General features: G+C 65.7%; 16 protein-coding genes. 3 read left to right on the forward strand and 13 right to left on the reverse strand.

Annotation, left to right across the window (positions count from 1 at the left end; translation table 11 throughout):
• Window positions 1–78 precede the first annotated feature (78 nt).
• The 6 genes from asd to AC1D02_RS06955 form a co-directional block, all read right to left on the reverse strand.
• Window positions 79–1,206, reverse strand: coding sequence for an aspartate-semialdehyde dehydrogenase (gene asd / locus AC1D02_RS06930; protein ID WP_477315363.1), 1,128 nt, complete (start codon window positions 1,204–1,206; stop codon window positions 79–81).
• Window positions 1,207–1,271: 65 nt separating this feature from the next.
• The gene (gene leuB / locus AC1D02_RS06935) at window positions 1,272–2,345 is read right to left on the reverse strand and encodes a 3-isopropylmalate dehydrogenase (RefSeq protein WP_477315072.1); all 1,074 of its coding nucleotides are present in this window, start codon (window positions 2,343–2,345) and stop codon (window positions 1,272–1,274) included.
• Between the two features lie 26 nt (window positions 2,346–2,371).
• On the reverse strand, window positions 2,372–3,019 hold the full coding sequence (gene leuD, locus AC1D02_RS06940; RefSeq protein WP_477315074.1) for a 3-isopropylmalate dehydratase small subunit: 648 nt from the start codon (window positions 3,017–3,019) through the stop codon (window positions 2,372–2,374).
• Between the two features lie 65 nt (window positions 3,020–3,084).
• Window positions 3,085–4,488: a 3-isopropylmalate dehydratase large subunit gene (gene leuC / locus AC1D02_RS06945; RefSeq protein ID WP_477315076.1), complete on the reverse strand. Its 1,404-nt coding sequence runs from the start codon at window positions 4,486–4,488 to the stop codon at window positions 3,085–3,087.
• A 255-nt stretch (window positions 4,489–4,743) separates the two neighbouring features.
• Window positions 4,744–6,624 carry a chemotaxis protein CheA gene (locus tag AC1D02_RS06950; protein ID WP_477315078.1) on the reverse strand — a complete coding sequence of 627 codons (1,881 nt, stop codon included), beginning with the start codon at window positions 6,622–6,624 and terminating at the stop codon, window positions 4,744–4,746.
• Window positions 6,624–7,439, reverse strand: coding sequence for a protein phosphatase CheZ (locus AC1D02_RS06955; protein ID WP_477315080.1), 816 nt, complete (start codon window positions 7,437–7,439; stop codon window positions 6,624–6,626). The genes AC1D02_RS06950 and AC1D02_RS06955 overlap by 1 nt, the downstream gene beginning before the upstream one ends.
• A 377-nt stretch (window positions 7,440–7,816) precedes the next feature.
• Here AC1D02_RS06955 and AC1D02_RS06960 point away from each other — a divergent pair, with 377 nt between their 5' ends.
• The 3 genes from AC1D02_RS06960 to AC1D02_RS06970 all read left to right on the forward strand — a co-directional run bounded on the left by AC1D02_RS06960 (window position 7,817) and on the right by AC1D02_RS06970 (window position 10,301).
• Entirely contained in the window at window positions 7,817–8,281 is a 465-nt protein-coding gene (locus AC1D02_RS06960) for a universal stress protein (RefSeq protein ID WP_477315082.1), read from the forward strand.
• Window positions 8,282–8,399: 118 nt separating this feature from the next.
• A complete protein-coding gene (locus AC1D02_RS06965; RefSeq protein WP_477315084.1) occupies window positions 8,400–9,044 on the forward strand; it encodes a response regulator in 645 nt (214 codons plus the stop codon).
• Between the two features lie 453 nt (window positions 9,045–9,497).
• Window positions 9,498–10,301: a Crp/Fnr family transcriptional regulator gene (locus tag AC1D02_RS06970; RefSeq protein ID WP_477315365.1), complete on the forward strand. Its 804-nt coding sequence runs from the start codon at window positions 9,498–9,500 to the stop codon at window positions 10,299–10,301.
• 88 nt (window positions 10,302–10,389) lie between these two features.
• Here AC1D02_RS06970 and AC1D02_RS06975 read toward each other — a convergent pair whose 3' ends face one another.
• The 7 genes from AC1D02_RS06975 to AC1D02_RS07005 form a co-directional block, all read right to left on the reverse strand.
• Entirely contained in the window at window positions 10,390–11,268 is an 879-nt protein-coding gene (locus tag AC1D02_RS06975; RefSeq protein ID WP_477315086.1) for a PhzF family phenazine biosynthesis protein, read from the reverse strand.
• An 86-nt stretch (window positions 11,269–11,354) separates the two neighbouring features.
• The gene (locus AC1D02_RS06980; RefSeq protein ID WP_477315088.1) at window positions 11,355–12,401 is read right to left on the reverse strand and encodes a glycine zipper 2TM domain-containing protein; all 1,047 of its coding nucleotides are present in this window, start codon (window positions 12,399–12,401) and stop codon (window positions 11,355–11,357) included.
• A 137-nt stretch (window positions 12,402–12,538) separates the two neighbouring features.
• Window positions 12,539–13,189, reverse strand: coding sequence for a ligase-associated DNA damage response endonuclease PdeM (gene pdeM, locus AC1D02_RS06985; RefSeq protein ID WP_477315090.1), 651 nt, complete (start codon window positions 13,187–13,189; stop codon window positions 12,539–12,541).
• On the reverse strand, window positions 13,186–15,648 hold the full coding sequence (locus AC1D02_RS06990; protein WP_477315092.1) for a ligase-associated DNA damage response DEXH box helicase: 2,463 nt from the start codon (window positions 15,646–15,648) through the stop codon (window positions 13,186–13,188). Before AC1D02_RS06990 ends, pdeM begins: the two co-directional genes overlap by 4 nt.
• A complete protein-coding gene (locus AC1D02_RS06995; protein WP_477315094.1) occupies window positions 15,645–17,273 on the reverse strand; it encodes an ATP-dependent DNA ligase in 1,629 nt (542 codons plus the stop codon). The genes AC1D02_RS06990 and AC1D02_RS06995 overlap by 4 nt, the downstream gene beginning before the upstream one ends.
• Complete coding sequence (locus AC1D02_RS07000; protein ID WP_477315096.1) at window positions 17,266–18,288, reverse strand: ligase-associated DNA damage response exonuclease; 1,023 nt, start codon at window positions 18,286–18,288, stop codon at window positions 17,266–17,268. The genes AC1D02_RS06995 and AC1D02_RS07000 overlap by 8 nt, the downstream gene beginning before the upstream one ends.
• 91 nt (window positions 18,289–18,379) lie before the next feature.
• Window positions 18,380–20,077, reverse strand: coding sequence for a RecQ family ATP-dependent DNA helicase (locus AC1D02_RS07005; protein ID WP_477315098.1), 1,698 nt, complete (start codon window positions 20,075–20,077; stop codon window positions 18,380–18,382).
• Window positions 20,078–20,195: the final 118 nt, after the last annotated feature.

The following is a 20,195-nucleotide window of genomic DNA, read 5'->3' on the forward strand; positions in this document are numbered from 1 at the left end:
ACTGCGCTGTAAACCGGGCCGGGCCGGAACAATCCGACCCGGTTTCATGCCACCCGAATAACGACCGTTAACAGAAGCTTATTTGTCCAGCACGATGCGCAGCATGCGGCGCAGCGGTTCGGCCGCGCCCCACAGCAGCTGGTCGCCAACCGTGAACGCGGACAGATATTCGCCGCCCATCGACATTTTGCGCAGGCGTCCGACCGGGATCGTGATGCTGCCGGTGACGGCCGCCGGCGACAGGTCGCGCATCGACGCTTCGCGGTTGTTCGGCACCACCTTCACCCACTGGTTGTTCGAGGCGATGATGTCGTTGATTTCGTCCAGCGGCACGTCGCGCTTCAGCTTGATGGTCAGCGCCTGCGAGTGGCAGCGCATCGCGCCGATGCGCACGCACAGGCCGTCGACCGGAATTGCCGGCGTGCCGAAGCCTTCGCCCAGGCCGAGGATCTTGTTGGTCTCGGCGCCGGCCTTCCACTCTTCCTTCGACTGGCCGTTGCCCAGGTCCTTGTCGATCCACGGAATCAGGTTGCCGGCCAGCGGCACCCCGAACTGTTTGGTCTCGTCGGCGGACATGCCGTGCTGGATCGCCAGCACGGTGCGGTCGATCTCGAGGATGGCCGACGCCGGATCGTCGAGCAGGCCGCGCACTGCGCCGTTGATGGTGCCAAATTGCGTCAGCAGCTCGCGCATGTGCTGCGCGCCGCCGCCCGATGCGGCCTGGTAGGTCATCGACGACATCCAGTCGACCAGCTTGTGCTCGAACAGGCCGCCCAGGCCCATCAGCATGCACGACACGGTGCAGTTACCGCCGACGAAGTTCTTGACGCCCTTTGTCATCGCGTTCTTGATGACGTCCAGGTTGACCGGGTCGAGCACGATCACGGCGTCGTCGTTCATGCGCAGGGTCGACGCGGCGTCGATCCAGTAGCCGTTCCAGCCGGAGGCGCGCAGCTTCGGGAATACCTCGCTGGTGTAGTCGCCGCCCTGGCAGGAAATGATGATCTCGCATTTCGACAGCTCGGCGATGTCGCTCGCGCTTTTCAGCGTGGTTTCGTTTTTCGCCATCGCCGGCGCTTTGCCGCCCGGGTTCGAGGTGGTGAAGAAAACCGGTTCGATGTGCTCGAAATCGCCCTCGTCGCGCATGCGCTGCATCAGGACCGAACCGACCATGCCGCGCCAACCTACCAAGCCTACTAATTTCATCATCATCTCTCTTATCAGTTTCTGTGCAAAGGCGGGGTCAGGTCCGGCGGACCTGACCCCATGTTTCAGTTGGCCAGCGCTTTCACCACCGCGTTGCCCATTTCCTCGGTACCGACACGCGTCGTACCCTCTTCGTAGATGTCGGCGGTGCGCAAGCCGCGCGCCAGCACCGACTTGACCGCGTTCTCGATGCGCGCCGCCTGCGCTTCGCGGCCCAGCGAGAAGCGCAGCATCATCGCGGCCGACAGGATGGTCGCCAGCGGATTGGCAATGCCCTTGCCGGCGATGTCGGGCGCCGAACCATGCGACGGTTCGTACAGCCCTTTGTTATTCGCGTCCAGCGACGCCGACGGCAGCATGCCGATCGAGCCGGTCAGCATCGCGGCGCAGTCTGACAGGATATCGCCAAACATGTTCCCCGTCACCAGCACGTCGAATTTTTTCGGCGCGCGCACCAGCTGCATGGCGGCGTTGTCGACGTACATGTGGTCGAGCGCGACGTCCTGGTATTCCTTGTGCACGTCGGTGACGATGTCGCGCCAGAACTGGAAGGTCTCGAGCACGTTGGCCTTGTCGACGCTGGTAACGCGGCGGTCGCGCTTGCGCGCGGCCTGGAAGGCGACGTGGGCGATGCGGCGGATTTCGGATTCCGCGTAGCGCATGGTGTCGAAGCCTTCGCGCTCGCCCTTGAACGGGCCGTCCGGGCATTCGCGCACGCCGCGCGGCTTGCCGAAGTAGATGTCGCCGGTCAGTTCGCGGATGATCAGGATGTCGAGGCCGGACACGACTTCGGGCTTGAGCGTGGAGGCGCCGGCCAGTTCGGGATACAGGATCGCGGGGCGGAAGTTGGCGAACAGCGAAAGCTCCTTGCGCAAGCCGAGGATCGCCTGCTCGGGACGCAGCGAGCGCTCGAGCGCGTCGTATTTGAAGTCGCCGACGGCGCCGAACAGCACCGCGTCCGCGGATTTGGCCAGCGCCAGCGTGCCTTCGGGCAGCGGGTGGCCGTGGGCGGCGTAACCGGCGCCGCCGACGTCGGCGGTCTCCATCTCGAACTGCTCGCCCAGCACGTTCAGCACCTTCACCGCTTGCGCCATGATTTCGGGGCCGATGCCGTCGCCGGGCAGGATTGCGATCTTCATGTTCTTGTTCTCGTAGTGTTGAATTCTTAGATGACGTTGGCAAGCCAGGGCTGGCTGGCCAGGTGGCGCTCTTCGAAGGCGCGGATCTCGTCGGCGTGGCGCAAGGTCAGGCCAATGTCGTCGAGGCCGTTCATCAGGCAGTATTTGCGGAACGGATCGATCTGGAACTGGTAGCTGATGGCGCCGTCGGACGTCGATACGCGCTGCTGCTCGAGGTCCACCACCAGGCGGAAGCCGGGGAAGGCCTTGACTTCGTTGAACAGGTGGTCGATCTGCGATTCGGGCAGCACGACCGGCAGCAGGCCGCTCTTGTAGCAGTTGTTGAAGAAGATGTCGGCGAAGCTCGGCGCGATGATGGCGCGGAAGCCGTACTGGTCGAGCGCCCACGGCGCGTGTTCGCGCGAGGAGCCGCAGCCGAAATTCTTGCGCGTCAGGAGAATTGAGGCGCCCTGGTAGCGCGGCTGGTTCAGCACGAAGTCGGGATTGAGCGGACGGCGGCTGTTGTCCTGTCCCGGCTCGCCGTGGTCGAGATAGCGCCATTCGTCGAACAGGTTCGGGCCGAAGCCGGTGCGGTGGATCGACTTGAGGAACTGCTTCGGGATGATGGCGTCGGTGTCGACGTTGGCGCGGTCCAGAGGAGCCACCAAGCCTTCATATATCGTAAATTTGTCCATGACCTCGGGATGCTTGCTCAGTATGGGCTCCCGCCTGCGGGAGCGACGTGGTGGTAGTTTTGCTTTCAGCCCAGCGCGCGAACGTCGACGAAATGGCCGGTGATGCCGGCCGCCGCCGCCATTGCGGGCGACACCAGGTGGGTGCGTCCGCCCTGTCCCTGGCGACCTTCGAAATTGCGGTTCGAGGTCGAGGCGCAGCGCTCGCCCGGTTCGAGCCGGTCGGCGTTCATCGCAAGGCACATCGAGCAGCCCGGCTCGCGCCATTCGAAGCCGGCGTCCTTGAATATCTTGTCGAGGCCTTCGCGCTCGGCCTGGGCTTTCACCAGGCCCGAACCCGGGACCACCAGCGCGAGGCGCACGTTCGAGGCGCGCTGCTTGCCGCGCACCACCGCCGCTGCCGCGCGCAGGTCTTCGATGCGCGAGTTGGTGCAGGAGCCGATGAAGACCTTGTCGATGCGGATGTCGGCGATCGGCGTGTTCGGCTTCAGGTTCATGTAGACCAGCGCCTTTTCCATCGCGTCGCGCTTGACCGCGTCGTGTTCCTTGTCCGGGTCGGGCACGCGGCCGTCGATCGAGGTGACCATCTCGGGCGAAGTGCCCCAGGTGACCTGCGGCTTGACCTGGGAGGCGTCGAGCGTGACGACCAGGTCGAATTTGGCGCCCGGGTCGGTGTGCAGGGTGCGCCAGTAGGCGACCGCCATATCCCAGTGCGGGCCGGCGGGCGAGAACGGGCGGCCCTTGACGTAGTCGATGGTGGTGTCGTCGACGCCGATCATGCCGGCGCGCGCGCCCGCTTCGATCGCCATGTTACAGACCGTCATGCGGCCTTCCATCGACAGCGAACGGATCGTCGAGCCGCCGAATTCGATGGCGTAACCGGTGCCGCCGGCGGTGCCGATCTTGCCGATCACGGCCAGCACGATGTCCTTGGCGGTGACGCCGGCCGGCAGCGCGCCGTCGACCTGCACCAGCATCGATTTCGATTTCTTGGCCAGCAGGGTCTGCGTCGCCAGCACGTGCTCGACTTCGGAGGTGCCGATGCCATGCGCGAGGCAGCCGAAGGCGCCGTGGGTGGAGGTGTGCGAGTCGCCGCAGACAACCGTCATGCCGGGCAAGGTGGCGCCCTGCTCCGGCCCGATCACGTGGACGATGCCCTGGCGCGCGTCGTTCATGTTGAAGTAGGTCAGGCCGTAGCTTTTCGCGTTGGCGTCGAGCGTTTCGACCTGCAGGCGCGAGGTGGGATCGGCGATGCCGCCCTTGCGGTCGGTGGTCGGCACGTTGTGGTCGGCCACGGCCAGGTTGGCGGAGGTGCGCCACAGCGGGCGGTGCGCTGCACGCAGGCCGTCGAACGCTTGCGGGCTGGTGACCTCGTGGACCAGGTGGCGGTCGATGTAGAGGACCGTGGTGCCGTCGTCGTCGGCACGCACCACGTGCGATTCCCAGAGTTTGTCGTAGAGCGTTTTATTCATGTCTTTAAGGTCGAACTTAAGATGAAACGACTGCGTGGATCAGGTAGCTCGATTGATTATGCCATATTTGTGCAGTGCGTCAGCAGGGGCGGCCATTTTGAACATAATTTGCATTTAATTCGATTTATGCAAATTCCCTTTGCAATCGCAATCCGTTTTGCAAATAAAAAATGCCCGCCGGGTGCCAGCGGGCATTTTCATGTGTTTCTGCGGTGCGGGATTTTTTCGCCCACGCACCGATTTTGTGCAACTAATTTACGCCGCGAGCTTCACCGCTCCCCGGCAGCCGTCCATCAGGAACGACAGGCCGACCACCAGCACCAGTTCGCCCTCGGCCGAACGCGCGGTGCCGGTGATGCCTTCGACCGCGATCGCGGTCATCGGCTTGATCACCAGGTCGGCGGTGCCGTCGACCGCGGCGACCGCGAGGATGTACGGCTGCGGCGCGGCGACGACGATGCCGACCTTCTCCGAACACGGCTCGTAGCCGAGCGACGCGGCCAGCGAGCGCACCGGCAGCGGACGGCCCTGGTCTTTCAGTACCGGGGCGCCGCCGACGTTCATGAAGGTGTCCGGCAGTTCGACGACGCGCTGGACCACCGCCATCGGCAGGGCCAGCGCGGCGCCGGAAGTCGACACCAGCATGGTCGGCACGATCGACAGTTCGATCGGCAGGCGGATCGCGAACTTGGTGCCGTGGCCCAGCGAGGAGTCGATGTGGATCGCGCCGCGGTTCTTCTCGACGGCGGTCTTCACCACGTCCATGCCGACGCCGCGGCCGGACACCGAGGTGGCCTGCTCCTTGGTCGAGAAGCCAGGCAGGAATACCAGCTGGTAGGCTTCTTCGTCGCTCGGGGCGCCGTTCTCGTTGATCAGGCCTTTTTCGAAGGCCTTCTTGCGCAGCGCGGCCGGGTCCATGCCCTTGCCGTCGTCCTGCAGCACGATCATGACGCTGTTCGCTTCCTGCCATGCCTTGAGCGAGATGAACGCCTTTGCCGGCTTGCCGGAGGCGACGCGCTGCTCGGGCGATTCGACGCCGTGGTCGAGCGCATTGCGCAGCATGTGGACCAGCGGGTCGTACAGGCTGTCGACGACGACGCGGTCGACTTCGGTCTCGGCGCCTTCGATGGTCAGCTCGACGTCCTTGCCGAGGTCCTTGGCCAGCTCGCGCACCAGGCGCGGGAATTTCTGGAACAGGCGGCCGACCGGCTGCATGCGGGTCGCCAGGGTGGCGCGCTGCAGTTCGGCGGAGTAGCGCGAAGCGCGTTCCAGCGTTTCGGTCAGGGTCGCCATCAGGCCGGCGGCGGGGCCTTCGAATTTGAATTGCAGCAGGCGTTCGAGCAGCACGGCGGCCTGGTTGGCGGCCTGCACCGATTCGCCGGCCACTTCCAGCAGCGCGTCGAGCTTGACGGCGTCGACGCGGATCGAGTCTTCCTTGGCCGGCGCGGAGGCGGCGCGGAATTCCTGCACCTTCTCTTCGCGGCGATCCACGCCGTCCCATGCCTGCTTGGCGGCGACGGCGGCAACCGACAGCGGCGCCGTTTCGACCGCGGCGGCGCGGGCTGCGGCGACGCCTTCGTCGCGCGCGCTGACGGCCGGGGTGTAGGTCCCGGCGGGCACCACGGCCATGTACATCGCTTCCCAGTCCAGTCCATCCGCGCCAGGCGTAGTGACGACAGGGGCGGCGGCGACCGGCGCGGGCGCGGGTGCGGCGGCGGGCGCCGGCGCGGCGGCCTTGGCCGGCACGTTGACTTTGCCTTCGATGGCGTCGACCAGGATGCGTTCGAGCGAGTCCGGCATCGACGCCAGCTGCTCCGGCGCGGCGCCGTTATTCAGGTCGGTCAGCTGGTCGGCGACGAAGCCCGACGCCTGCAGCGCGGCCTCGATCGCCAGCGGGGTGACCGGCGCGGCGCCATTGCGCAGCGCGTCGAACAGGTTTTCGGTCAGGTGGCATGCCGCCACCATCGCCGTCAGGTTCATGAAGCCGGCGCCGCCTTTGATCGTGTGGAACGAGCGGAACACCGCGTTGAGCGTTTCCTTGTTGTCAGGATCGCGCTCGAGCCGCAGCAGGTGCTCTTCCACGTTGACCGCCAGATCCATCGCCTCGACGACGAAATCCTTGAGCATATCGTCCATCAGAACCCCAGATCGGCAAGAAGGTCGTCGACATTATCCTGGTCCAGCGCCACCGACGGCACCGACGGGCCGGACATCAGGGCCGGCTTGGCGGCCGCCAGCTTTTCGCGCACCGCCGGCGGCGCGTTATCGCGCAGCAGCTGGGCGAGATCCTGCTCGACCGTCTTGGTGATCGCGACCACTTTCTTGATCAGCTGGCCGGTGATGTCCTGGAAGTCCTGGGCCATCATGATGTCGAGCAGGCGGGCCTTTTCGGCGTCGGTCGCGGCGGTCACCTTCCTGGCGAACTCGCGCGAATCGCCGGCCAGGGCCTTGAACTGGTCGATCGACAGCTTGCCGTCGAACAGCTCGGTCCAGCGCGTTTCCATTTCCCTGGCCTGCTTGGACAGCACGTCCTGGGCCGGCATGCCGTCGTCGAGGGTGTTGAGCACCTTGTTGGCGGCCTGTTCGGTCAGGGTGGCGACGTATTCGAGACGGTCCTGGGCGTCGACGATCTGCGACGACGCTTCGGTCAGGGCCTTGTCGTAACCCAGTTCGCGCAGCGAGTCGTGCAGCAGGCGCACGATGCCGCCGAGGCGTTCGAACATCGGATTGGCGGAGCCGTCGGCCGACGCGGCGGTATCGGCCGGCGCTGCCTCGGCAACCATCGGCGCGGCAGGCGCGACCGGCTGCGCGGACGCTACCTGGTCGAACAATGCCTCGAGGTCGTCTTCGGCGGCGGCCGCGGCGACGGCAGGCTGCGCCACCGGCGCGACGTCGCGCTGGGCGGACACCTCGTCGAATAGTGCGTCGAAATCATCAGCGGCGTTGCTCATACCTGCTTCTCCATAATTTGCTAATTTTGCAATGAATCATTGCGGTGTCGGGGTGGGGCTGTGCGGGGTTCGGGCAAAGCGGATGCGACCTTTAGCCGCGTTCCCCCGAGTTTAGCAGCGTAGTTGCCGTTGGTAAATCTCCTGTCGCAAGGCTTGATTGATTTCAAGTGGGAAACTTATTCCGATGCCAATCAAATCGCGCGATAGCAACACTTTGGGGCCAGGAAGTGTTGTATTTCGACGCGCAGGCGAACCGCATGAGGCCGCGACCGGCCGCGCGGCATTAATGGTTGAGCAAGATCAATCGTGTGCGTTCTTACAATAGGCGAAAGCCAAACTACAATACAAAATGACATGTCTTGTCGGAGGAGCTCACCATGTACCGGAAAATTCTGATCACGACCGATGGCTCGGCCGTGTCGAAGCAGACCGCCTGCGCCGGGGTCAAGTTCGCCCAGCAGATGGGCGCCGAGGTCCTGGTGCTGTTCGTCGCGCCCGAGTACCAGTATCCGGTGTACGTGGAAATCATCCCGCCCTCCTACCCGATCGAGGAGGAGTACGTCGAGACCATGGAGCGCACCGGGGCCGAGCACACCGCGCCGATCGAGGCGGAGGCGCAGAAATGCGGGCTGGTGCACAGCGCGATGACCGCGTTCGCCGACTCGGCCGCGCTGAAGATCGTCGAGGTGGCCGAGGAGCGCGGCTGCGACTTGATCTTCATGGGCTCGCACGGGCGCAGCGGCTGGGGCCAGTTGTTGCTTGGCAGCGTCACCAACAAGGTGCTGTCGCACACCCAGAAGCCGGTGCTGGTGCACCGCCTCATCAAGGAACCGGGCAGCTAGTCCAGCAGGGCGGCTTCGTCAACCTATCACTTCCTGTATTGCGCCCTGGCGCAAGATGGACGTACGCTTAGGTGTACGCCAGGCCGGTTTGCAACCCTCTTATTTATATGGCGACCTTATGATCCGCATTGTCATCGCTGACGACCACACGATCATGCGCGAAGGACTCAAGCGCATCCTCGACGGCGCCGCCGACATCGATATCGTCGGAGAAGCCATCAACGGCTTCGAAGTGCTCGCACACGTGCGCCAGGGCGGCTTCGACCTGCTGCTGCTGGACCTGTCGATGCCGGGCCGCAGCGGGGTCGACCTGATCCGCCAGATCAAGAACGAGGCGCCGAAGCTGGCGATCCTGATCCTGACCATGCACGAGGAAGAGCAGTACGCGGTGCGCGCGATCCGCGCCGGCGCCCAGGGCTACCTGACCAAGGAAAGCGCGGGCACCCAGCTGGTGGGCGCGATCCGCAAGGTGGCGTCGGGGCGGCCCTACATCAGCACCGAGGTGGCCGAGCAACTGGCGTTGAACATCATGACGCCGAACGAGCAATTGCTGCACAAGCAACTGTCGGACCGCGAGTTCGAGGTGTTTTCGCTGCTGGTGGGCGGCAAGTCGATCACCGAGATCGCCAACAGCCTGCACCTGTCGGTGAAAACCGTTAGTACCCACAAGACGCGGATCATGCAGAAGATGGGGATGACCTCCCTGTCGGAGATGGTGCAGTACGCCGTCGCGCACCGCCTGCTGTCGCCTTTCAAGACCTGAAACGGCGAAAAGAATTAGACAACGGCGCCACGGTTTTGTGCCATTCGTGTCGCACCCAGGGTACCTGGTATTTCCCTATCACTTTATTTGCAGTTTCGCGCGAGCTGCGGGTTTCACTCTGGCGCGAGGTCGTCGACGTAAGAGTAGTCCTACACTTTCGCGCCGCTTCCTACCGTCAGATTCAGGGTTCGCTGATATCCATGCCGGACTCGTGTTGGCATACTGAATTCAGCGATCCGACTTGCTCGCGGTAATTTTCATTTACGTGAGTTTGGCCCAGCGCACTGTTCCATCACTGTTGAAGCACCGGTCCCTGCAGTTCCCGATCGATGTTCCCACTCGTGATCGCCTGCAGCCTGAAACTAAAAGTTCCTTCACATGGAGATGAGAATAATGTCCACGCAAACGTCAGAACCACGTTCCCCTTCCTCGTCGACCATGCACTCGTCGCCGATGGAAGCCGGCCGCCAGCGCCAGGGACGCCTGTGGTCGAACCTGAAAGAAGTCTGCGACCTGCTCCATATCACCGCCGCGGTCTCGGTCAACACCGAAGAATTGCTGTTCCAGCACGTCCAGTTCAAGACCGGCCAGCGCGTGCACACCATCGGCCAGTCCTTCGACACCCTGTACATCGTCAACTCCGGTTTCCTCAAGACGGTGCTGATCGACGAATTCGGCAACGAGCAGGTGCTGAGCTTCCCGATGAAGGGCGACATGCTCGGCGTGGACGGCATCCACACGCGCCACTACGCATCGGAAGCGGTGGCGCTGTCGGACTGCGACCTGATCCTGCTGCCATTCAAGAAGCTGACCGCGCTCGGGCGCGTGCACCAGGAACTGGAAAACGTCATGTACGGCGTGATGAGCCGCGAGCTGGTGCGCGAGCAGGCCATGATCGGCATGCTCGGCGCCCTGTCGGCCGAGGCGCGGGTGGCGCGCTTCCTGGTGTCGCTGGCCGACCGCTTCGCCGCGATGGGCTATTCCAGCAAACTGTTCAACCTGCGCATGACGCGCCACGAGATCGGCAGCTATCTCGGGCTGACGCTCGAGACGGTCAGCCGCACGCTGTCGGCGTTCAATGAAATCGGCCTGATCACGGTGGACCAGCGCACCATCGGCATCAAGGACGCCGAGGCGCTCAAGACACTGCGCCGGCTGCCGCCATCGCGCTCGCGCACCAAGCAGGCCACCGCCGCCAAGCTCAAGGCCGAAGCCGAGCCGCCGGGCGACGACCAGGTGCTGGCCACCACGGCCTGACCGCTCCAACGATCCCCTTTTGCCCGCCGCGAAGGCGGGTTTTTTATTCAGCTTGTCGCACCTTCGAAGGCAGGTACGACAATCAAGGTCAGACCCTCAAGCTGCCGTCGATGCAGGTGACTGCTTTGCCGGCGACCTGGATGCGGTCGGGCGTCACCGACAGCCGCACCACACCGGCCCGGCCCACCACCACGCCCTCGGCCGCGATGAATTCGGTACCGAAATGGTGCACCTGGCCGCTGTCGCGGATAAAGGCGCCGACCGCGCCATTGCCGCTGCCGCACACCGGGTCTTCGTCGATGCCGTGCGCCGGCACGAAGGCGCGCACTTCGATGCGGGCCGAATGGCCATCCGGGTATTCGCCGAACGCCACGATGCCGGTGATGCCGATCCGCTTGTCATGCTCCTTCATGCGCGCGATGTCGGGCCGCAGCGCCAGCACCGCTTCGGCCGACTCGAGCTGCACGACCAGCCAGCGCGGGCCGACGTCGACGATCTTCGGCGGCGGTTCGCGCTCCAGCGAGGCGCCCAGTATCGTCTCGAGTTCCCCGATGCGATCGGCCGACAAAGGCGTCAGCACTGCCGGCGGCAGGTCGAACGCGACCCAGCGTTCGCCGCCCGCCTGCTCCGACACCTTCAGCCGAACCAGTCCCGCGGCGCATTGCTGCACCAGCACGCCGTCCTTCGGCTGCACGGCGCCGGCCTCGATCAGCGCATGCGCGGTGCCGATCGTCGGATGGCCGGCAAACGGCAGTTCGGCGTTGGGCGTGAAGATGCGCAGGCGGTAGTCGGCGCCGGCATCGGTGGCGGGCAGCACGAAGGTAGTCTCGGACAGGTTGGTCCAGTTGGCGATCTGCTGCATCTGGCCGCTGCTCAGGCCGTCGGCCTCCAGCACCACCGCAACCGGGTTGCCCATGAAGCGGACACTGGTGAAGACGTCGACCTGCTTGAATGAAAGGCTGCGCATGGATCCCTCTTAATATGAGCGATCTCCATTGTAATGAAAAAAGCCGGCCCCTTGCGGGACCGGCTTTTCGAGGACGGCTGCGACGATTAGTTGTCGCGGGTCAGCACGCCGTCGTTGACTTTCACTTTTTCGCCGACGCGCAGGCCAGGATCGTTGGCATACTGCACGGTCTGGGTGCCGCCGTTGGCGAAGCGGATCACGACCTCGAAGTGACGGGTCTGGCGAGCGTTGTTGCGGTCGTAGTTACGGCCGGCATACGCGCCGCCCAGTGCACCGGCCACTTCGGCCGCGGTCTTGCCGCTGCCGCCGCCCACCTGGCTGCCCAGCAGGCCGCCGACAACCGCGCCGCCCAGGGTGCCGATGTAGTTGCCTTCACCGTTCACTTCGATCACGTTGATCGCTTCCACGGTCGCGCAGTTGGTGCAATAGCGCACCACGCGGGCGTCGGAGGTCAGCGGCACGGCGCCCGCCACGACCAGCGGGGTACGCAGCGTCGCCGTCGCGACGCGGTCGTTCAGGCGCATGGTGGCGGTAACCGGCGTGGTCGGCGTCAGGCGATCGCCGCGACGAATCACGTACGAGCCTTCATAGTCCCCCGGACGCACTTCAGGCATGAAGAACACGCCGCGGGTGCCCGAGATCGCCATTTCCACCTTGGCGCCAGGGGTGCCGTGCAGGCGGAAGTTCAGCTCGTTGCCCGGACGCAGGTCGGTTTCCGGCGCCACTTCGAAACGCTCGACGCGCGGCATGTCGGCCAGGTCGCCGCGGCGCGGTGCGTTGTGACGGCCAACGCCGCGCAGCAGCGATTCGCTCAGCACGCCAGTGGTCACTTGATTGCCGACGCGCATGTTCGCGGTCACCGCGCTGTTGGCGGCGATACGGTCGCGGGTGCCGATCGTGTAGGTGCCTTCATATTGGCCCGGCGCGGTTTCGGTCAGCTGCAGGCCGCGGGCGGCGCCGGCGATCTGCAGGTAGACACGGCCACCAGGGGTGCCGTAGACGTCGAAGTTCAGCTCGACGCCTGGAGCCAGGCGGCGTACTTCGTCGACGTTAAAACCGCGGATCACAGGCGCGTAGCCGCGTTCGGCGGTGTTGTATTGCTGGGCCTGGGCAGGCGCTGCGGCGAAAGTCATGGAAAACAGTGGCAGCACTGAGACCAGTCCGGCGATGAGTTTATTTGATGTTTTGATAATATTCTCCTTAGCAGTTGGCTGCGTATTTACAGCGAGTACCCTTAAGGTACCCTTCAGCTCGTCTGTACGTCCGTGCGCTACCGTACAAAGTGCACCGCTTCGCCCGAAGTAACGTAAATAGCGTCGCCCACCTCGGGCGTGATGAGGTATCCGCCGGTGAAGGCGCCAAACGACGGCAGGATCATGCGCTTCGGGCCAACCACGAAGCACGGCAGGCGCAGCGCGTCGAAGCGCGTCGCCAGCAGGTAGCTCGGGTGAATGTGGCCGGCCAACGCGTACGCGTCGGTGGCGATGTCGGGGTGGTGGCAGAATCCGAACGGCCCGATGACGTGCGGCTCGTCGACCATGTCGATCGCCAGCGAGGCCGCCGGATCGCCGGCGTGGCGGTCGTGATTGCCGCGCACGAGGGTCAGCTTCAGCGCGGGATGGCGCAGGCGCCAGGCCAGCATTGCGGCCACGGTGGCGATGGCGTGCGCGGCGCGCGCGTGCAGGAAGTCGCCGAGGAACATGATGTGCGCGACCTCGTGTTCCATCATCAGCGCATCGAGTTCGGCCAGGTTCTGGGTGGTGGTCCCGCGCGGCACCGGCACGCCCTGGGCGCGGAACGAGGCGGCCTTGCCGAAGTGGATGTCGGCGATCACCAGCATCTTCTCGCGCGGCCAGTAAAGCGCCTTTTGCGCCAGCAGCAGCACCGTCTCGCCGGCCACGATCGCCTCCCGCGCGCTCACGGCTGCGCCGCCTTTTCGAGCTCGCGCACCATGCGCGCCACGCGGTCCGACAGCTTCTCGGTGGTGACCTTTTCGCGGAAGCGCTCGACCATCAGCGCGAAGCCGAAGGGCGTGCCGCGCTTGACCTCGCGGTAGGCGATGGCGCGCGCATGCAGCTCGTCGAGCGTGTCGCGCAGGCGCGTCAGCTCCAGCTCCTGCTCCATCACTTCGCGCTGCGCCTGCGTCAGCAGCAGGTTGCCGGAGTCGTGCTTGCGGAACACCTCGAAGAACAGCGAGGACGAAGCCTGCAGCTGGCGCGCGCTTTTCGGCTGGCCCGGATAGCCCTGGAACACCAGCCCGGCGATGCGCGCCACTTCGCGGAAGCGCTGCTGCGACAGCTGGGTGGCGTTCAGGCTCTCCAGCACGTCCTCCAGCAGACGCCCGGTCGACAGCAGCCCGACCTGCGCGCCGGTGGCGCCGGCGAACAGCGCCTTCCAGTCGACCGGCTCGGCCGACAGCAGCTCGAAGCCGTAGTCGTTGATCGCGATCGAGAAGGTGATCGGCAGCATGCGGCCGACCCGGTACGCCAGCAGCGAGGCCAGGCCCATGTGCACCGAGCGTCCCGCGAACGGATACATGAACAGGTGATGGCCCTCGCGGCTTTTCATCGCCTCGATCACCAGCGTGTCGATGGTGGGCAGCGCCGACCAGCGCTGCTGGATCTCGATCAGCGGGCGCAGCGCCTCCATCTCCGGGCCGATGAACTGGCCCGCCGCCGCAAGCCGCAACTGTTCGAGGGCCGCGTGCGCCAGCTCGGACGACAGCGGCATCTTGGCGCCCATCCAGCGCGACACCGCGCCGCGCTTGCCGGTGGCGCGCTTGACGAATGCCGTCATCTCGTGCAGCCGGACGAATTCGAGAATCCTGCCGCCGAACAGGAAATGGTCCCCGGCCTTCAGGCGCCCGACGAAGGACTCCTCGACGCTGCCGATGCGCCCTCCGCTCATGTACTTCACCTGCACGCTCGAATCGGACATGATGGTGCCGATGCCCATGCGGTGCCGGCGCGCGACAGCCGCATCGGGCACGCGGTAGACGCCCTCCTCGTCGGGCAGCACGCGGCGGTATTCGGGATACACGGTCAGGCTCTGGCCGCCGCGCGCGACGAAATCGAGCGCCCACTGCCACTCCTCATCGCTGATGTGGCGGTAGGACCAGGCGGTGCGCACCTCGGCCAGCAGCTCCTCCGAGCGAAAGCCGCCGCCCAGCGCCACTGTCACCAGGTGCTGCACCAGCACGTCGAACGGCTTGTTGGGCACCAGGCGCGCTTCGATGCGGCGCGAGGCGACGGCCTCCTTGGCGCCCGCCGCCTCCAGCAGTTCGAGGCTGTTGGTCGGTACCAGCGTCACACGCGAGATCCGCCCGGGCGCGTGGCCGCTGCGCCCTGCCCGCTGCAGCAGGCGCGCGATTCCCTTGGCGCTGCCGATCTGCAGCACCCGTTCGACCGGCAGGAAATCGACGCCGAGATCCAGGCTGGCGGTGCAGATCACCGCTTTCAGCTCGCCCTTCTTCAGCCCCAGCTCGACCCAGTCGCGCACCTCGCGGTCGAGCGAGCCGTGGTGCAGCGCGATCAGGCCGGCCCAGTCGGGACGCGCCTCGAGGATGTTCTGGTACCACAGCTCCGACTGCGAGCGCGTGTTGGTGAAGACCAGCGTCGCGTTGAAGTGCTCGATCTCGTCGATCACCGGCTGCAGCATCTGGATGCCGAGGTGGCCGCCCCACGGGAAGCGGGAGACGTTGGCCGGCACCAGCGCGTCGACCACGATCTGCTTTTTCAGGTCGCCTTCGACCAGCACGCCCTGCCCTTCTCCCAGCAGCACCGCGCGCGCCTGGTCCAGGTTGCCCATCGTGGCCGACAGCGCCCACACCACCAGTTCCGGGTTCCAGTGGCGCAGGCGAGCCAGCGCCAGCTGCACCTGCACGCCGCGCTTGCTGCCCATCAGCTCGTGCCACTCGTCGATGATGATCATGTCCAGGTTCGCGAACTGCTCCTTCGCCGCGGCGTGGGACAGCAGCAGCGACAGGCTTTCCGGCGTGGTGATCAAAGCGGTCGGCAGCTTGCGCGACTGGCGCGCGCGTTCGGCCGAACTGGTGTCGCCGGTGCGCGAACCGATGGTCCAGCCGGGCGACAACTGCGCCGCGGATTCTTCCAGCGCGCGCTGGGTGTCGGCCGCCAGCGCGCGCATCGGCGTGATCCACAGCACCCGCAGGCCGCTCTTCTTGCGGCCCTTCGCGGCCATCCCGCGCAGCAGCGCGGCGAACCACACGGCGTAGGTCTTGCCCGAGCCGGTGTTCGCGTGCAGCAAACCGGATTCGCCGGCCACCGCCGCGCGCCACACCGCGCGCTGGAACGGGAACACCTTCCAGCCGCGCGCGGCGAACCAGGTATCCACGGCCTGCGCCGCCTGGCTCTTGCTCATGCCTGCGCCGTGGCCAGCAGGCCTTTCAGGGTGTCGAGCGAATCGGCGTCGTCGATGGTCTTGTCGTCGCGCTTGCGCAGGATACGTGGGAAGCGCACCGCGATGCCGGCCTTGTGGCGCGACGACAGCGCGATGCCCTCGAAACCGATCTCGAACACCATCGTCGGACGCACGCTGCGCACCGGTCCGAACTTTTCCACCGTGGTCTTGCGGATGGCGTTGTCCACCACCGCGATCTCGGCGTCGGTCAGGCCCGAGTAGGCCTTGGCGAAAGGCACCAGCTTGCGCTCGCCGTCTTCGTCGGAATCCCACACCGCGAAGGTGTAGTCGGTGTAGAGCGAGGCGCGGCGGCCGTGGCCCGCCTGCGCGTAGATCAGCACCGCGTCGATGCTGTACGGGTCGATCTTCCACTTCCACCAGGTGCCGACGTTCTTGGTGCGGCCGACGCCGTACTCCGCGCTCTTCGCCTTGACCATCATGCCCTCGACGCCCCGCGCGCGCGACTCGGTGCGGATCTCGGCCAGCTGGTCCCAGCTCTCCGCCTGCACCAGCGGCGACAGCTTCAGCTGCTCCTGCGCGCTGGATTCCACCAATGCTTCGAGCAGGGTGCGGCGCTCATGCTGCGGCACCGTGCGCAAGTCGACGCCATCCTCTTCCAGCAAATCGTAGGCGACCAGCACCGCCGGCAGTTCGGCCAGCAGTTTCGCGCTCAGGGTCTTGCGGCCGATGCGCTTTTGCAGGTCGGCGAACGGCGCCGGGCCGTTATCCCAGATCAGCACCTCGCCGTCGACCACCGTGCCTTCGGGCAGCCGCAATGCGGCCAGTTCCGGGAAGCGCTCGGTGATCAGGTCCTCACCGCGCGACCACAGGTAGTTCTGGCCGCCGCGCCGGACCAGCTGGGCGCGGATGCCGTCGTACTTCCACTCCACCTGCCAGCCGTTCAAGTCGCCCAGCGCGGAAGGCTCGCCCTGCAATTGGTGCGCGAGGAAGAACGGGTATGGCTGGCCTCCGCGCAGCTTGTGCTCGTCGTCGGACTGCTCGGCGATCAGTTGAAGGAAGCCTTGCGCCGTGGGCCTCACGCTGCCGTCGGTCCAGCCCATCAGGCGCTGCGCAATCAGTTTGCTGTCGACGGCGGCGATGCTCGCCAGCGCGCGCGTGACCAGCAGTTTCGAGACGCCGACCCGGAAGCCGCCGCCGATCAGCTTCGTCAGCAGGAAGCGCTCGCGCGTGTCGAGCTCATTCCAGAAGCCGAACAGCGCCTCGCGGATGGTCGCGGGATCGGCGCCGCGCAATGGGCCGATGCGCTCCTGCATCCACTCGGCCAGCCCGATGTCGCTCTGGCGCTCCGGCGGCGGCAGGATGTGGGCGATGGTCTCGGCCAGGTCGCCGACCGCCTGGTAGCACTCCTCGAACAGCCAGTCGTCCAGCTGGGCGTATTCGATCGCGTACTGGCGCAGCAGCTTGGTCGGCACCGCCTGGCGCGGCTTGCCGCCGGCAAGAAAATAGACCGCCCACGCGGCGTTCTCCGGCGCCGCGCTGGAAAAATAGTTTTGCAGCGCCTCGAGCTTGCGGTTGGTGGCGGTGGTCTCGTCAAGCTCGGCGAACAGGCGGGAGAATTCACGCATTCGTGGTCTCCACCGGCGCCTTTTCGTCCGCTTCATCGTCGCCGTACTCGGTATCGAAACCGGAGGCGTCGAGTCCGACCTGGCGCAGCCACTTCACCATCACGGGGATCGAGCCGTGGGTAACGATCACGCGCGGCGCCTCGGTGGCGCGGATCGCGGTCATCAGGCCGGGCCAGTCGGCGTGGTCGGACAGCACGAAGCCGCGGTCGACGCCGCGGCGCCGCCGCGCGCCGCGCAGCTGCATCCAGCCGCTGGCGAAGGCGTCGCTGTAGTCGCCGAAGCGCTTCATCCACGGCGAGCCGGCGGCCGACGGCGGCGCGATGACGATCGCCGATTTCAGCGCGGCCTTCTCGACGTCGGTGACCATCACGGTGGGCGGCAAGGCCACCCCGCCTTCGCGGTACACGCGGTTCAGCGGTTCGGCCGCGCCGTGGCAGACGATGGGCCCGATCGACGGATCGAGGCCGGACAGGATGCGCTGGGCCTTGCCGAACGAGTAGGCGAATATCACGCTGCAGCGGCCCTCGGCGGCGTTCTTGCGCCACCAGGCGTTGATGTCGTCGAAGATCGACTGCTCGGGGTCCCAGCGGTAGATCGGCAGGCCGAAGGTCGATTCGGTGATGAAGGTGTCGCACCTGACCGGCTCGAACGGCACGCAGGTGCGGTCCGGCTCCACCTTGTAGTCGCCCGAGGCCACCCACACTTCGCCCTTGTGCTCCATGCGCACCTGCGCAGAGCCGAGCACATGGCCGGCCGGGTGCAGCGAGATGGTCACCCCGTTATGCTCGATGCGCGCGCCGTATTCGAGGCCGTCGATGTGAATGTCCTGTCCCAGGCGCGACTTGAGGATGCCGACGCCGCTGGCGGCCGACAGATAGTGGCCGTGCCCCATGCGCGCGTGGTCGCCGTGGGCGTGCGTGATCACCGCCCGGTCAACCGGGCGCCACGGATCGATGTAGAACTGTCCCGGAACGCAGTACAGGCCTTCCTTGCGCACCACTACCATGTCGGCCATTCATGCCCTCCTGGTCAAAATGGAGTCGGCGTCAACCCTGGGGTCAGGTCCGGCGGACCTGACCCCATTTTGTGACGCCAACGTTCGAGAGTCACGCCGGCTCGACGAAATCGGCCATGAAGGTCCGGCTGCTCTGGTCGGGGAATTCTATCGTGACCTGGTCGCCGGCGACGCTCTGCACGATGCCTTCGCCGTGCTTCGCCACCGTGACCTTTGCGCCGACTTCGAACAAGGGCGCCTCGGCTTCGGCAACTGCGGGCGCGAATTCGTCGTCGCGGATCTCGTCGATCTCCATCGGGACGGGCGGCTTGAGGCAGTTGTCGCAGCGGCAGCACTTCTCGAAGCCGGGCACCTGGTCGCCGAAGTAATCGAGCATCACCTTCCAGCGGCAAAAACCGCTGACCGCGTACGACACCATCTGCTCGAGCGCTTCGCGGTCGCGTTCCTGCTTCTGCGCGTAGAACTGCGCCAGCTCCTCGAACAGCGCCAGGGTCGGCTCGGCCTTGCCAAGAACGAACTGCAGCGAACGGTTCTGGCGCAGCAGGCAGCCGTCCTTGAGCAGCTTCAGGCAGATTTTGAGCTTGCTGGCGGCCAGCTCGTCGATCGCCTCGTCGATGCGCTCGAAGTTCACCGGCCCGCTGCCGAGCAATTCGGTCACTGCCTGATGAACGCCCATCAGCTCGGGCGCGGTCGGATAGTGCTTCACCAGGAAGAACTGCTGCACGCGCTTGTCGTCCTGCAGGAACAGTAGCGTGCACCAGGCGTCCTGGCCGTCGCGCCCCGCCCGGCCCGATTCCTGGTAATAGGCCTCGAGGTTGGCCGGCACCTGCAGGTGGATCACAAAGCGCGTGTCGGCCTTGTCGATGCCCATGCCGAAGGCATTGGTCGCCACCATGATGCGGCGCTGGCCTTCCATGAACAGGTCCTGGTTTTCCTTGCGTTCGCGCGCCGACAGCTTGCCGTGATAGATGGTGGCGCTCTCGCCCGCCTCGGTCAGCGCCTCGAGCATCTCCTCGGCCGCCTTGACGGTGGCGGCGTAGACGATGCCGAAGCCGTTCGAGTCGCGCACGATGCGCAGCGCCGCCCCGATCTTCTCGCGCGCGTTCACCACCTGCACCACGCTGTAATGCAGGTTCGGGCGGTAAATGCCGGTGTTGATGGTGTTCAGGCGCCGGCCAAGCTGCTTGCCGATGTCCTCGATCACGTCGTCGGTGGCGGTGGCGGTCAGCGCCAGCACCGGCGGCTTGCCCAAGGCGTCGATCGACGCCGCCATCTCCAGGTAGGCCGGGCGGAAGTCGTGGCCCCATTGCGAGATGCAGTGCGCCTCGTCGATCACCACCAGCGCGATGTCGAGCTCCTTGAAGACCGACAGGAATTCCGGCTGCGCCAGCCGCTCGGGCGTGCAGAACACGATCTCGTGGCTGCGATTGCGAATGCCTTCCAGCGCGGCGCGCTCCTCGTCGGCGGACAAGCTGCTGTTGACCTGGGTGGCGTGGATGCCCAGCTCCTGCAGCTTTTCGAGCTGGTCCTTCATCAGCGAGATCAGCGGCGACACCACGATGGTGGCGCCGCTGAGGATCTTGGCGGGGATCTGGTAGCACAGCGATTTGCCGCTGCCGGTGGGCATGATCGCCAGGGTGTCTTTACGGTCGAGGACGCTGTCGATGACGTCCTGCTGGCCGGCGCGCAGGCGCTCGACTCCGAAGACGCCGCGCAGCAGCTTGGCAATGGCGTTGCGGCGCACGGCGCGCATGCCTTTATGCATCAGTTGGGGGTCATGTTTTGTCATGGAACCAACTGTATGGCGCACGATTGGCGCTTGCCATAGGACGCAGCCTACGTCCTGCGTAGGAGGCGCGCCCCTGCCCTGTCGTTGCGTGTCATACAAGGTCTTACGGCAATGTCCT

The sequence above is a fragment of the Massilia sp. P1_C10 genome, from assembly GCF_056406475.1.

Excerpts from the sequence above, each read along its gene's own strand:
- AC1D02_RS07000 (WP_477315096.1), bottom strand. The coding sequence starts at position 18,288 with ATGGCCGACATGGTAGTGGTGCGCAAGGAAGGCCTGTACTGCGTTCCG.
- AC1D02_RS06950 (WP_477315078.1), bottom strand. The coding sequence starts at position 6,624 with ATGGACGATATGCTCAAGGATTTCGTCGTCGAGGCGATGGATCTGGCG.
- leuC (WP_477315076.1), bottom strand. The coding sequence starts at position 4,488 with ATGAATAAAACGCTCTACGACAAACTCTGGGAATCGCACGTGGTGCGT.
- asd (WP_477315363.1), bottom strand. The coding sequence starts at position 1,206 with ATGAAATTAGTAGGCTTGGTAGGTTGGCGCGGCATGGTCGGTTCGGTC.
- AC1D02_RS06965 (WP_477315084.1), top strand. The coding sequence starts at position 8,400 with ATGATCCGCATTGTCATCGCTGACGACCACACGATCATGCGCGAAGGA.
- leuB (WP_477315072.1), bottom strand. The coding sequence starts at position 2,345 with ATGAAGATCGCAATCCTGCCCGGCGACGGCATCGGCCCCGAAATCATG.
- leuD (WP_477315074.1), bottom strand. The coding sequence starts at position 3,019 with ATGGACAAATTTACGATATATGAAGGCTTGGTGGCTCCTCTGGACCGC.
- AC1D02_RS06970 (WP_477315365.1), top strand. The coding sequence starts at position 9,498 with ATGGAAGCCGGCCGCCAGCGCCAGGGACGCCTGTGGTCGAACCTGAAA.
- AC1D02_RS06955 (WP_477315080.1), bottom strand. The coding sequence starts at position 7,439 with ATGAGCAACGCCGCTGATGATTTCGACGCACTATTCGACGAGGTGTCC.
- AC1D02_RS06960 (WP_477315082.1), top strand. The coding sequence starts at position 7,817 with ATGTACCGGAAAATTCTGATCACGACCGATGGCTCGGCCGTGTCGAAG.
- AC1D02_RS07005 (WP_477315098.1), bottom strand. The coding sequence starts at position 20,077 with ATGACAAAACATGACCCCCAACTGATGCATAAAGGCATGCGCGCCGTG.
- AC1D02_RS06980 (WP_477315088.1), bottom strand. The coding sequence starts at position 12,401 with ATGACTTTCGCCGCAGCGCCTGCCCAGGCCCAGCAATACAACACCGCC.
- AC1D02_RS06995 (WP_477315094.1), bottom strand. The coding sequence starts at position 17,273 with ATGCGTGAATTCTCCCGCCTGTTCGCCGAGCTTGACGAGACCACCGCC.
- AC1D02_RS06975 (WP_477315086.1), bottom strand. The coding sequence starts at position 11,268 with ATGCGCAGCCTTTCATTCAAGCAGGTCGACGTCTTCACCAGTGTCCGC.
- AC1D02_RS06990 (WP_477315092.1), bottom strand. The coding sequence starts at position 15,648 with ATGAGCAAGAGCCAGGCGGCGCAGGCCGTGGATACCTGGTTCGCCGCG.